Source organism: Thermotoga sp. RQ7 (assembly GCF_000832145.1).
Taxonomy (GTDB): domain Bacteria; phylum Thermotogota; class Thermotogae; order Thermotogales; family Thermotogaceae; genus Thermotoga; species Thermotoga neapolitana.
On record NZ_CP007633.1, the window covers coordinates 1 to 13,183 of the forward strand.

At 47.6% G+C, this 13,183-nt stretch carries 13 protein-coding genes; 4 read left to right on the plus strand and 9 right to left on the minus strand.

Annotated elements, in window-relative coordinates:
• Positions 1-61 precede the first annotated feature (61 nt).
• The gene (dnaA, locus tag TRQ7_RS00005; protein WP_038067925.1) at positions 62-1,384 is read left to right on the plus strand and encodes a chromosomal replication initiator protein DnaA; all 1,323 of its coding nucleotides are present in this window, start codon (positions 62-64) and stop codon (positions 1,382-1,384) included.
• Here the strand turns inward: dnaA and trmB are convergent.
• Genes trmB through TRQ7_RS00050 form a run of 9 tightly spaced genes read right to left on the minus strand, consistent with a single transcriptional unit; the run spans position 1,373 to position 10,717 of the window.
• Positions 1,373-2,302 carry a tRNA (guanosine(46)-N7)-methyltransferase TrmB gene (gene trmB / locus TRQ7_RS00010; protein ID WP_038067928.1) on the minus strand — a complete coding sequence of 310 codons (930 nt, stop codon included), beginning with the start codon at positions 2,300-2,302 and terminating at the stop codon, positions 1,373-1,375. The genes dnaA and trmB overlap by 12 nt on opposite strands.
• Positions 2,293-3,153 (minus strand): radical SAM protein, encoded by an 861-nt coding sequence (locus tag TRQ7_RS00015; protein WP_015920065.1) that lies wholly within the window; start codon positions 3,151-3,153, stop codon positions 2,293-2,295. Before TRQ7_RS00015 ends, trmB begins: the two co-directional genes overlap by 10 nt.
• On the minus strand, positions 3,150-4,289 hold the full coding sequence (locus tag TRQ7_RS00020) for a tetratricopeptide repeat protein (RefSeq protein ID WP_015920066.1): 1,140 nt from the start codon (positions 4,287-4,289) through the stop codon (positions 3,150-3,152). Before TRQ7_RS00020 ends, TRQ7_RS00015 begins: the two co-directional genes overlap by 4 nt.
• The gene (locus tag TRQ7_RS00025) at positions 4,286-5,758 is read right to left on the minus strand and encodes an NAD(P)H-hydrate dehydratase (RefSeq protein ID WP_144399141.1); all 1,473 of its coding nucleotides are present in this window, start codon (positions 5,756-5,758) and stop codon (positions 4,286-4,288) included. Before TRQ7_RS00025 ends, TRQ7_RS00020 begins: the two co-directional genes overlap by 4 nt.
• Positions 5,759-5,788: 30 nt before the next feature.
• Positions 5,789-6,253, minus strand: coding sequence for a lytic transglycosylase domain-containing protein (locus TRQ7_RS00030; RefSeq protein ID WP_015920068.1), 465 nt, complete (start codon positions 6,251-6,253; stop codon positions 5,789-5,791).
• Positions 6,250-7,329 (minus strand): iron-containing alcohol dehydrogenase family protein, encoded by a 1,080-nt coding sequence (locus TRQ7_RS00035; protein WP_041843716.1) that lies wholly within the window; start codon positions 7,327-7,329, stop codon positions 6,250-6,252. The genes TRQ7_RS00030 and TRQ7_RS00035 overlap by 4 nt, the downstream gene beginning before the upstream one ends.
• 10 nt (positions 7,330-7,339) lie before the next feature.
• A complete protein-coding gene (locus TRQ7_RS00040; RefSeq protein WP_015920070.1) occupies positions 7,340-7,756 on the minus strand; it encodes an OsmC family protein in 417 nt (138 codons plus the stop codon).
• Positions 7,757-7,765: 9 nt separating this feature from the next.
• The gene (locus TRQ7_RS00045; protein ID WP_041843717.1) at positions 7,766-9,751 is read right to left on the minus strand and encodes a methyl-accepting chemotaxis protein; all 1,986 of its coding nucleotides are present in this window, start codon (positions 9,749-9,751) and stop codon (positions 7,766-7,768) included.
• 33 nt (positions 9,752-9,784) lie between these two features.
• Positions 9,785-10,717, minus strand: a complete 933-nt coding sequence (locus TRQ7_RS00050) for an inorganic phosphate transporter (protein WP_041843718.1) — start codon at positions 10,715-10,717, stop codon at positions 9,785-9,787.
• A 315-nt stretch (positions 10,718-11,032) separates the two neighbouring features.
• Here TRQ7_RS00050 and TRQ7_RS00055 point away from each other — a divergent pair, with 315 nt between their 5' ends.
• The 3 genes from TRQ7_RS00055 to TRQ7_RS00065 are packed head-to-tail and all read left to right on the plus strand — an operon-like array spanning position 11,033 to position 13,182.
• Positions 11,033-11,887: an ATP-dependent Clp protease proteolytic subunit gene (locus TRQ7_RS00055; RefSeq protein ID WP_041843719.1), complete on the plus strand. Its 855-nt coding sequence runs from the start codon at positions 11,033-11,035 to the stop codon at positions 11,885-11,887.
• The gene (locus TRQ7_RS00060) at positions 11,874-12,608 is read left to right on the plus strand and encodes a ribonuclease HII (protein ID WP_041844522.1); all 735 of its coding nucleotides are present in this window, start codon (positions 11,874-11,876) and stop codon (positions 12,606-12,608) included. The genes TRQ7_RS00055 and TRQ7_RS00060 overlap by 14 nt, the downstream gene beginning before the upstream one ends.
• Complete coding sequence (locus TRQ7_RS00065; RefSeq protein WP_015920075.1) at positions 12,595-13,182, plus strand: TIGR00153 family protein; 588 nt, start codon at positions 12,595-12,597, stop codon at positions 13,180-13,182. Before TRQ7_RS00060 ends, TRQ7_RS00065 begins: the two co-directional genes overlap by 14 nt.
• Position 13,183: the final 1 nt, after the last annotated feature.

Sequence of the window (13,183 nt, forward strand, 5' to 3'; positions counted from 1 at the left end):
CCCGACAAACCTGTTCGTTGGATAATTATTCTTGGCACACCTTGTGCGGGGGTTTCCCAGAATGAAAGAGCGAATACTCCAGGAAATAAAGACCAGAGTGAACAGAAAAAGTTGGGAACTCTGGTTCAACTCTTTCGAAGTGAAAACGATAGAGGGAAACAAGGTGATCTTCTCCGTGGGGAATCTCTTCATAAAAGAATGGCTGGAGAAGAAGTATCATTCGGTGCTCTCAAGAGCGGTGAAGACGGTTCTTGGACACGACGCTACCTATGAACTGACCTACGAATCGTTTGACTCACACACATCCTACAGTGAGCCTCTTGTGAAGAAAAAGGCGGTTCTTCTCACACCACTGAACCCTGCCTACACTTTCGAGAATTTCGTTGTTGGACCGGGAAATTCCTTTGCCTACCATGCTTCACTGGAGGTTGCCAAGAATCCAGGAAAGTACAACCCGCTTTTCATATACGGAGGAGTGGGACTTGGAAAGACGCATCTTCTTCAGTCGATAGGTAACTACATAGTTCAGAGAGAGCCCGATCTGAGGGTGATGTACATCACCAGCGAGAAATTTCTGAACGATCTTGTTGACAGTATGAAAGAGGGGAAACTTGCTGAGTTCAGAGAAAAGTATAGAAAGAAAGTGGATGTCCTTCTGATAGATGATATTCAGTTTCTCATAGGAAAAACGGGTGTTCAAACAGAACTCTTCCACACCTTCAACGAACTTCACGACTCGGGAAAACAGATAGTCATCTGCTCTGACAGAGAGCCACACATGTTGAAGGAGTTTCAGGACAGGTTGATCTCCAGGTTTCAGATGGGACTCGTTGCAAAGCTGGAGCCACCTGACAGGGAAACAAGGAAGAGCATCGCAAGAAAAATGCTTGAAGTTGAAGAGGGAGAACTTCCGGAAGAGGTTCTGGATTTCGTTGCAGAGAACGTGGATGACAACCTGAGAAGACTCAAAGGTGCGATAATAAAACTTCTCGTTTACAAAGAAACCACGGGAAGAGAGGTCGATCTGAAAGAGGCAATCGCACTTTTGAAAGATTTCATAAAACCCGAAAGAAAGCCGATTCTCGATCCCATCGATGAGTTGATAGAGATCGTCTCGAGGGTGATGGACGTACCGAAGGAAGAAATTCTATCGAGCAGCCGGAACGCAAAGGCACTCATGGCCAGAAGAATAGGAATGTACATTGCGAAGACTTATCTGAAGAGTTCCCTGAGGACGATTGCGGAGAAGTTCAACAGGTCCCATCCTGTGGTCGCCGATAGTGTGAAAAAAGTTAAAAATTCCCTGCTCAAGGGAAACAGGCAGTTGAAGATGTACATCGATGAAATCGTCGGGGAGATATCCCATAGGGCTTCAAGTGGTTAACTCCTCAGCGATCTTTCTGAGAGACCACTTCATGGCAGGAGTTCTGTAAGGATCGGAACCATCGTCCAGTTTCAAGATCCATCTTCCGTTTTTCCCCGAAAGATCCAGATAGTAAATTTGACGAAAATCTCCCTCGTCCGTTGAGATCACCTTCAAAAGGTAGCCGCTGTCTCTGTAGACTCTTTTCACGACAAACACTTTGTTTTTGTTTTTGAACACCTTTCCTTCCAGACTCTTCAGTTTTTCCCAGGAAACCGTACCTTCAAAGGTGACGTGCGCCACGGTGTTTTCCCCCTCCAGCAATCTTTTCACCGCTCCGTGTCTTATTTTGCGTGCAATAATCAGGAAGGTTCTTTTACCCTGAGATTTCCACTTTCTCTCGTAGCGTGTTTCCACTTCCCTTTGAAAGTTTTCCACAAAAGAATCCACCACGAAATATTCGGAGGTATCAAAGGCCTCGCGCACCTCTTTAGCGTACCATTCCTCATCAGTTGCAAACTCAAGAGTACCGTCCATTTCCAGAACAGTGGACAGGGTCTGCATGAAATCGTGGCTGGTGATTCTTCTGTTTTCGTGCCTTTTCTTTGGCCAGGGGCATGGAAAATTCACATAGACCTTTTCTACGCTGTTGTCGGGAAAGAGTTCTCTCAGACCGAATCTGCCGTCCACTTTCACAAGTTTCACGTTCGTCAGACCGTATTTTTTGAATTTCTTCTGCGCCTTGACGAAAGAGGTTATGGAAACCTCAAAACCCACGAAGTCCTTTTCGGGGTGCTTTCTTGCCATCTCCGCAAGGAACTCGCCGTTTCCAAAGCCTATCTCCACGACGATTTTCGACTTTCTACCAAAGATCTGTGACCAGTCAAGAGGAAAGAACGGAAAACTCTGAGGTTTTATTTCGTAATCTACTACAACCACCTGAGCCACCTCTCAGTTTCTATGAGATTCAGGTTCTTTTTTTGCGCGTACTCAATGACCTTCAGGTATTCCTCCCGGGTTATGCCTCTGCTCAGGCCATACTTTCTCGCCAGATATTCCGGGCGAAACTGTGCCATTATGTTCACAAGAGGCTTTGGTTCTATCTTTGAAAGCAGATCGATAACGCCCAGACTGTTCTCGATGTATCCTGGAAGAATCAGGTGTCTTACAAGAACACCCTTCTTCATGATACCATCCTTCAACACAGGTTCTCCAGTTTGTTTCACCATGACTTTCAGGGCTTCGAAGGCAATCTGAGGATAGTCCGCGACCCCTGAAAGTTTCATACCAAGTTCCGGATCACTGTACTTGAAATCGGGCATGTAGATGTCCACAAATCCTGCCAGTTGCTCAATCGTCTCAACGGACTCGTATCCACCACAGTTGTAGACAACGGGTATTTTCCTTTCTATTCTTTCAAGGGCATCAACGATGAAGGGAACCTGATGGGTTGGAGTCACCAGATTGAGGTTTTCCACACCCATGTTCTGAAGTTCCACAAATATCTCTGCCAGCCTTTCGATGGTGATTTCTCTTCCCACACCAAGTTGACTGATTTCGTAATTCTGACAGTAAACACATTTCAAATTACAGAAGGTGAAAAAGACCGTGCCGCTTCCTCTACTCCCGACAAGGATTCTTTCCTCACCGAAATGAGGGCCCCATGAGGAAACGATGGGGCGGTTAGAAACACCGCAGACTCCCTTTTCACCTTTCAGACGATTCACACCACAGGTTCTGGGACAGATATCACACCTTTCCAGCTTTCTGTAGAAAACAGCGCTTTTCATATCCTCTTCAGGAAGTACTCGGCATCGTCCGTGTATTCACTGTCTGGGAACTTCTCTATGAAGTCTTCAAATAGTCTCCTTGCAGTGGAGAGATCTCCTTTGAAATAGTAACTCAGCGCCCTGTAGTAATATACATCGTCTTTGAAGTAAACGTTTTCTTCTCCTATCTCTTCTATGGCAAGATCGAATCTCCTTATAGCTTCATCGTACTCCCTTCTCAGGTAGAACATGTAGCCGAGAAACCAGAGAGATTTTGCCCTCTCTATGCGACTCTCTTTCGATGGAACGTAGACCACAGAAGGAGTGGACTCTCTGGTTGAAATCGTACTCAACGCCGATTCTATTTGAGAAAGTTTCCTGTTGAGGTTTGCCAGGAGATCCTTCAGGCTTTCGAGATCTTCAGAGACAGTTTTCACGTCGCTCTGCACTTCAGTGAACCTTCCCTCAACAAGATCGTTCAGTTTTCCCATGCTTTCACTGAGAACTGCTATGTTTGACAGCACATCTTCAACACGCTGCTCCAGTGGCTTTATATCGACCGTCTGTTCGATCACCGGTGTTTCAGATTCTTTCTTTACACTCGAAGGAACAATGTAGAGAGCAAAAAGGGAAACAAGAAAGATGGCCACAAGGAGAGAAATGGTCAGGATCTCAAAGAGACCTGTCTTTCGGCTGGAAAGACCATTTTCGAGAAGCACAGGATGTGTTCTATCGAGTTCCATTAGAAGCTTTCTATACTTCTCCATAGCCTTTCTGTCGTTACGCTGTCTGGCGAGTTTGTACCTCAACGCAATGACTTCGACCAGCTCAGGATAATCTTTCACGATGGACTCAACGATGGAGATGGCTCCCTGGACGTTTTTTCTTTCGAGTTCTTTCAGGGCTTCCTCTGCCTCTCTCGAATAGTCTATGCTGTACTGACTTGTTGCATGTTCGTAGTGTTCTGCGTACTTTTCTTTCAACTCTTCGGGTAGAGACTCGTAGATTCTCTTTACCGCCTTCCAGTTTCGAGCGGCGTACTCTACCTCCAGTTCAAGGTGAGGAAACTCTCCGGGAAAGAGAGAGAGAAGATTGCGGGCTTCGGTTATCCTTTTTTCGCTCAGAAGGTCCCTGACGATTTTTTCCACAGCGTTCATTCTTTCAGCCCCCTTATGGCTTTCGGGATAAGCCTCAAAAGCTCTGAGGTAGTGAGCCCTCTTTCATCGTCTTCGAAAAGATCCGCCGCCATTCCATGCAGATACACCGCAAGAAAACTTGCCTCAAGAGGAGATAGTTTCTGAGCCATGAAACCTGAGATCATCCCGGTCAGAACGTCCCCACTGCCCCCTTTCGACAGCCCCGTGTTGCCTGTTGTGTTGAAGAACGTATTCTCTCCATCTGTGACGATGGTGGTGGCTGATTTCAAAACAAGAACGCACCGGTGTTTTCTGGCGAACTCTTCCGCGAAAATGTAGTTGTACTTCACCTCATCTATCGTTTTGCCGGAGAGCCTTGCCATTTCCCCAGGATGCGGTGTTATCACCGTTGGTTGATTTCTCTCCGAAAGTACCGACACATCGAGAACGTTCAAACCGTCGGCGTCCAGAACAACAGGTTTTTCCAGTTTTTTCAAAAATTCGTTGACGAATCTTCTCGTGTCATCGTTGTTTCCAAGTCCAGGACCGACAGCCACCACATCGACCTTCTCCGCCATCCTCAAACACTCTTCTACATTTTCAGCGCTGAAGTATCCATTTTTCGTTTCAACGGGAACGGAGATGAGTTCAGGAAAGCTGGATGTTGCAACCAGATTCTGTGGAAAGGGCACCACAAGAGTCACAAGCCCCGCTCCCACCTTCAAGGCTCCCATACCAGTCAGAACAGGTGCTCCAGAGTACAGCTTTGAACCTGCTACAACCAACACCTTTCCGTATGTCCCTTTGTGAGAATCTTTTGGTCTTTCTGGCAGCAGCGAAACTGCCATCTCTCTGGTTATCACATGCCTTTTGAGTGGCTCCAGAAGAGATCGAGGGTGTCCAATGTTTGCGACCTTCAGTCTTCCTGCGTATTCCCTTCCTGGAAAAATGAGGTGTCCCACCTTTGGCGCTCCGAAAGTCACCGTGAGGTTTGCTTTCACGGCGGTTCCAAGAACCTTCCCCGTGTCTGCATCCACACCAGATGGGATATCAACCGATACAACGTAGGTGTTCGCGTTGTTCACAGAATCTATCACTTTTGCGTATTCACCTGTGACTTCTCCCTTCAATCCTGTTCCAAAGATTGCATCCACAACCACATCGTACTCTTTCAGGAGAGAAGCGTCAAAATGCTCGAGGACTTTCCCTCCAAATCTGAGGTAGAGGTTGTAGTTGTAATCACAGTCAGGTGTTCTGCTCTTTCCAAGGAAAACAACGAGAACATCCCTGGCCACATTCAGAAGGTTTCGTGCAACAACGAATCCATCGCCCCCGTTGTTTCCCCCTCCACAGAGAACGAGAAATCTTTGTCCAGAAAGGTTTCCCAGTTCCTCTTCCAAAGCAAGAAGAACCGAGATACCCGCTCGCTCCATAAGGACCTTCGAATCCATACCGTATTCGTTTATTGTGATCTCATCGATTTCTTTCATCTCTCGACCGGTTGTCACTTTCACTTTGTATCACCTCTCGCCATAGAGAAAACGATAGATGAAATATATCCTCTTCACCTTCTTCAGATATCTTTGTGCACTCTCGATGTATCTTCCATCGTTCAAAGCGCTGGGTCCAACGTTGTAAGCCATGATCGCCCTGTCGAGATCACCGTAGATGTCCCTCAAAAAGCGAAGATAGACGATCCCGTAGAGTATGTTTCCCTCCGGGTTTTGATAGTCCTGAGCGAGAGCAAATTTCTCTTTCAACCACATCGCCGTCGATGGCATGATCTGCATCAATCCAAACGCACCCGCTGAGGACACAGCGGTTCTGTCGAAGTTACTTTCTACCCAGATTATACTCTGGATGAGCCTGGGATCTATATCACCGGAATAACTTGAAATGTAATCATAATAGTCGTCTGGAAACAACCTGTACAGGTTCGCAAAGAACAGCAGGGCGAAAAGAAAACACAGAAAAAGGACTCTCACACACTCAGGGCCTCCCTGTAGATCATCAGGATTTTTTCTTTTGTGAAAGTCCCCGGTGTGTTCGACACGTGTTTTGCCCTTGATGCTTTCTCAGACCACCTTTCCAGCTCTTCCTGAGAGACCTCAACCCTTTGATAGAGACCCAGATCTTTCAGAAAATTCAGCAGACTTTTTCCGAATATCCTGTTCACTTCATCGACACGATCGGGAATTTCCTCTCTCATGACGTTCATAACGAACGGCAGGACCATACCAGTTGCCCTTCCGTGTTTTATTCCCTTTTCCGTGGTGAGGGGATACCCCATGGCGTGGGCAAGGGTTGTACTCGTCTGGGCGATCACCATCCCGGCAAGGCAGGAGGCTATCAGCATCTTTCTTCTGGCCTTTTCATCACCACCCATGGCTTTGGAAAGATATTTGTGAATGATTTTCATGGCCTCGAGGGCAAGGGCATCCGATGGAGGAGTCGCCCTTCTGGAAAGGAAACCTTCCACGGCATGGGAGAGGGCATCAACACCCGTTGACAGGACCAGATCCTCCGGCATGGAATAAGTGTACCTGGGATCCAGGAAGGCGTAGACGGGAAACATCAACCTACATCCTCTTTTGTTTCCTTCCTGATCCGTGAGAACAGAATATGGTGTCACCTCGCTGCCGGTTCCCGCTGTTGTTGGGATCTCCACAACTGGAAGCCATCTTCTGATCTTCTCACTGTCATAGAGATCTTCAACATTGAGATCTTTCTCCTTCAAAAGAACCGAAATCGCCTTGGCGAAATCCATGGGGCTTCCACCACCAAGCCCCACCACGAAATCAAAATCTTCGTCTCTGAACCTTTCGGCTGCCCCTTCAACGCTCACAAAGGAAGGATTCTCTTCGACCTCATCGAAGACGACATAGGAAATGTCGAGCTTTTCCAGAAGATCTGTTAGATCATCGAGTGAGCCGTTCTTCTTCGAAGATGTTCTGCCCGTAACGATGAGAGCCCTTTTTCCCAGTATCTTCATCACGGGACCTCTTTTGGAAAGGATATGATCTCCAAAGAACACGTCCGTGGGCATGTAGAACTCCCACATGTTTTCCACCTCAACTTTCGTAGACGATCTCGTAAGTCACCTTCGAGGAGCATTTCAGGATGGCAGAGACGCTGCAATACTTTTCCTGAGAAAGTTGAACAGCTTTTTCGACTTTGTCCTTTGGGGGCTCACCATCGAACTTGAAGATGTACTTCAGGTGAACCCTGGTGAAGATTCTGGGATGATCTTCTGCTCGCTCGTACTCGATCTCTATCCTGAAATCCTTCATCCGGTCGACCACTTTCATTTTCCTCAGGATGGACACCACGTCCATTCCCGTGCACCCCATGAGGCCAGAAAGAACAAGTTCAAGAGGCCGGGGGGCGGCATCCTTTCCCCCGACCTCTTCTTTGGCATCCATTATGACATCGTGATTGGAATCTGTCCTGACATGAAACATCATGTTTCCGATCCAGCGTGCCTGCATTCTTTCACCTCACACTTTGAACTTTTTAACGAGCGAGGAGAGGTGTTCGGAGAGTTCAGAAAGTCTCTCTGCCGCCTCACTCACCCTAGCAGAGGAGGTGGTCTGGTTTTCTATGAGGGACTCCATTCTTGAGAGACTCTCCACGACACCTTCCACCACCTTGGTGACGTTGTCCATCGCACTTGCCATCTCCTCTGCAGCAGCCCCCTGCTCCTGAGCTGTTGCTGCCGTGTTCTCTATCATGCTGTTGATCTCTTCTATCCTTCCAAGGATCTCTTTGAACCTCTTTGTGATCTCTTCCCCCTTCACCGCTATCTCGTCCACACTCTCAAAGACCTCTTTCGACCCTTCTTCCACGTGCCCTATCGTACCCCTCAGACTGCTCAGCATCTTCGCTATGTCTTCTGTTGCTTTCTGACTCTCTTCTGCAAGTTTTCTGATCTCATCCGCAACCACCGCAAAGCCCCTTCCTGCCTCTCCTGCCCTTGCCGCCTCTATCGCTGCGTTCAGTGCAAGTAGATTCGTCTGCTCTGCTATCGAGCTGATCGTGTTCACTATCTCCCCTATGGTCTTGGCTGACTCCACAAGTTCCTTCAGGTAGTTTCTCTGTTTCTCTGTTGACCCTTTCAGTTTCTCTATGACACGGCTTACCCCTTCTACGCTCTCTGTTCCTTCTCTTGCAGCTTTCGTCACCGCTTCTGACCTTTCCGTCAGATCCTGGGTGATCTTCGAGATGTTCTGTGCACTCGCCGCTACTTCTTCTACTCCACTTGTCACTTCTGTGAGTGCACTGCTCATGTTGTTCGCCTCATCCAGTATTCTTTTTGCCTCTTCGTGGAGGTTCTCTGCCGATCTGTGGCTCTCCTCTGAGAGGGCCTTTATCTCTTCTGATGCTTTGCTCAGCTCGTTTGATGCCTCTATGATGTTTTTGATCATCTCTTTCAGTGAGGATACCGCTTCTTTCAGGCTCTGTTCTACCTGTGTCAGCTCGTCTTTTCCTTTCGCCTCAAATTCTACCGTCAGGTCCCCTTCTCCAAATCTCTTCACTCTTTCTACCTGCTCTTTCATCCTTCTCACTACAGGCATCATCGAGAAGAACAACACCCCAAAGATCACGCCTCCAAATACCACGTATGTTACGATCGTCCCAAAGGTCGCTTTCCTTCCTTCTGAAAGTAGTTCGTTGAGGTATCCTGTCGAGAAGATGTAGAAGTCGTATCCTGGCACTTTCGCCCATACGGTGTATTTCTTTTCTCCGTTGTACTCGTACTCTACGTATCTTTCTCCTCCACTCTTTGCTTCACTGAAAGCTTTCTCAAATCCCCCAAGTTCTTTCACGTCTTTCATGAAGTTTTTCATGTCTTTGTGTATCAGTACCTTCCCATCACCGGATACCAGTATGCCGTAGCCGCTTTCTCCAAGTTTTCCGCCGTTGACCACTGTATTCCAGAAATTTTTTCCTTCGGAAAGATCTATCACATAGCCAACACCACCGAGTGTGCCGGCACCGAAGGCACCGAGTGGAGCAAGAACGACAAGTGAGGGTTTATTTTTGAAGGTATCCGCCAGCACAACGTATGGGTCCTTTGAACTCTTCACAAGATTCATGTACTTCTGATAGATGGTTGAAGAGGAATCTATCTGTTCCAGACCGTTTGCGGTGGCGATATAACCAGAACCGGTCATCTCCTCGAAGGTGAGGCCTGCAAGAATCGTACTGGAGGCTTCTTTCACCAGTTTGACCATGTTGGAAGCCATGGAGTAGGTGTCGAGAAGCTGGGCTTCCATCGATTGTGTTAAAGCGCGTGCCCTCTCTACGTACTTGTTCATCTTTTCGGCGAAGTAATTGGAGAGAACATCGATCTGAACCTGCGCGTTCTTTTTGACCGCATCTACAACAGCACCTGAAACACTCTGGTATATGAGGTAAAAACTAACAACAAGCCCCGCCAGAACGACCAGTATGATCACAAAAACCTTCATACGCAATGTCATAGGATCTACCTCCCGGATGTGATTTATCGCCTGTTATTTTATCAGAAATTCGCTCAGAAAAAAAGAAAAAATACCGGAGACAGCGGGAGTGAGAAACCACCCGCTCAGTATCCGGATTAAAACTTTCTTGTTTCCTAACCTCATTCCCCTCGCGTACCCTGCTCCCAGAACGGCTCCCACAATGGCCTGAGAAGAAGAGACAGGAATGCCCACCAGACTGAAAAACCAGACGGTCACGGCCTGAGAAAGAACCGCCACAAGAGATGTAAAGTGATCTAACTCTATTAATTTCTTCCCGACGGTCATCATCACGTTTTTGCTGTAGGTGAGGATACCAAAGGCGATGCTGATCCCACCAAGAAAGGCTGCCTGCTCAACGGTGAGGAGTTTTTCCACGAACACCCCCGTTACATTTGCGACGTTGTTCGCACCAAGTGAGAACGCCCCGTACGCTCCGAAGACCCATGCGAAAACCTTTATGACTCTGTCCTGCATCTGAACGCTTGGGATCTTTCGAAAGATGTACGAAAAAGCCGGATAGAAGACCAGACTCAAAACCAGTGCTCCCGTTGGTGTCAGAAACCACACGATGAATATCTTCGTCAAAGCGGGAAGGTCGAGCCCCTGAATTCCCATCGTGGAGAGGTTTGCTCCCACTATTCCTCCAACCACCGCCTGGGATGTGGAAACCGGTATTCCAAACTTCGTCATGATCGTCACGGTAAGGGCACCGCAGAGGACAGAGATGCTGGAAGCGACAAGGTCAGAGGTGCTGAGCGAACCTATGTTCTGAAGGCCTCTTGCTCCACCCATCACCGCTCCGAGCACAACGAAAACGGATGCCACGATCGTGGCTCTTCTGTAGGGAGTGAGACCAGATCCAACGAAAGGACCGAAAACGTTCGCCGCGTCGTTCGCACCAAGGAACCATCCGAGGAAAAGCGAGGGTAAAAGATAAACCAGCATGGTATCCCTCCACATTGCTTACGATTTTCTATTGTATCATTTTGAACCTCTCTTACGGTACAGCAGTCATACAAACAGAACGTAGAAAGTTCCTGACAGAACTTCACAATATTTTAAAAATACGGTACCCGTTTAGGAAAGAAATTAGAATGTTCTCTTAACCTGTTACATTTACAATGAAGACTGGAAGATGAAAGTTGACCCCCCTATCCCCCTTGAGATACACCCCCCACGGCTTTGGCGGGCTCGAAAGAGCCCGCATTTTTTTATATGTGATAGAATTGTACACGATAAATCTCAGGAGGAGGTGTCACCGTGCTCGACATCGGTACGCTGATTTTCCAGATATTCTGGATGATCTTCATTTTCTCTCTCATCACACCTTTCTTGAAAAACTCTGCTCTCAAATCGGCAAGAGAGGCCATTATAAGGTCCCTCGAGAAGAAAAGAAACAGTCGTGTGATCACACTCATTCACAGAACAGAATCCATCAGTTTCCTTGGTTTTCCGGTGAGGCGCTACATAGATATAGAAGACTCTGAAGAAATTTTGAGAGCGATAAAGTTGACCCCGGAGGATATGCCGATAGATCTGATAATCCACACACCTGGAGGACTGGTCCTGGCAGCAGAACAGATAGCAAGGGCGCTGAAAAAGCACAAGGGAAAGGTCACCGTCTTTGTTCCGCACTACGCTATGTCTGGAGGAACTCTGATAGCGCTTGCAGCGGACGAAGTTGTCATGGATGAAAACGCCGTCCTTGGACCCCTCGATCCCCAGATTGGAAACATGCCGGCACCCTCCATTCTCGCCGCCGTCAAAAAGAAGGACGTGAACGAAGTTGATGATCAGACGCTGATACTGGCCGATATAGCCGAGAAAGCGATAAGGCAGATAAAGGAATTCGTCACAGAAATTCTGAAGGATAAGATGCCAGAGGAGAAAGCAAAGGAAATAGCAGAGAAACTCTGTGAAGGGAACTGGACACACGATTATCCTCTGACCGTTGACAAATTGAGAGAACTCGGTTTGCAGGTGAGCACCGATATGCCACAGGAAGTGTACGATCTGATGGATCTTTACAAACAGTCCGAACCGAAAAGACCCTCTGTCAGTTACGTTCCGGCTCCTTATTACAGGGGAAGGGAAACACGTGGTGAAGGTAGATGATTTCTACAGAAAAGAGTACGGTGTGGTCGCGGGGATAGACGAAGCCGGCAGAGGTTGTCTGGCGGGGCCAGTCGTGGCTGCTGCCGTCATTCTGGAGTACGATATAGAGGAAGTGTGCGACTCCAAACTCCTCACATCGAAAACGAGGGAAAAGCTGTTCGATGAGATAATGGAAAAGGCAGCCGTTGGAATCGGTATGGCCACACCGGAGGAGATAGACCTTCAGAACATATTCAACGCTACAAAGATGGCTATGAACCGAGCGTTGGAGAATCTCCCTGTGAAACCCTCTTTCGTGATCATAGACGGAAAAGGATTAGATTTGGGCGTTCCCGGTACCTGTCTGGTCGGTGGTGACAGGAAAAGCAAACTCATAGGAGCAGCATCCATCATCGCCAAGGTGGTCAGAGACAGATTGATGGAGAAACTACACGATCTGTATCCTGAGTTTTCTTTCCACAAACACAAGGGTTATGCCACGAAGGATCATTTGAACGAAATCCGTCTTCACGGAGTTCTTCCCGTCCACAGAATGAGTTTCAGACCGGTTCTGGAGAATCTTTCCAGAGAAAGGCTTGAGGATTTTCTTGAAAAGAAACTCATCTCAAGGGAGCGTTTTGACAGGATACTGGGTCTTCTGGAGGCGAGAGAAGGTGTGGCTTTCGGGAAAGAAAGAGTCGGACATAATCTCGCTCTTTTTCAAACACGTGGACAAGGTTGAGGAAACACTGGTCTGTGTGTTCGATCTGCTGAAAAATTTCCTGGAAGGATCGGATGAGATCGACATTCTCTATCAGCGTGCCCAAAGACTGGAGAGTGAAGCGGACAGACTCAGAAGAAAGACCGAACTGGAGATGTACAGTGGTGCCTTCCTGCCGAATTTCCGTGGAGACCTCCTCGGCTTGATAGAATCTTTGGACAAGGTTGCAAACAAGGCTGAATACGTGGCGGATATTCTCGCTCTTCAAAAGCCTGAGATTCCTCCAGAGATAAAGGATCTCGTCCTGAAACAGATGGATTACTCTCTGAAGGCTTTTAGATCGTTGAAGATGGCGCTGAAATACCTCTTCGAAGAGATGGACAGAGTAGGAGATTATGTTCTGGAGGTTGAAAGGTACGAGCACGAAGAAGATCTGGTGGAAAGGAACGCACTGAGAAAGCTCTTTGAAATGGAAACCGACAAATGCACAAAACTCGAAGCGAAAGAGCTCATCAGAAGCATAGGAGACATTGCAGACAGAACGGAAGATGTCTCTGATAGAGTAGAAATCGTGCTTTTGAAGAGGAGGTTCTAAA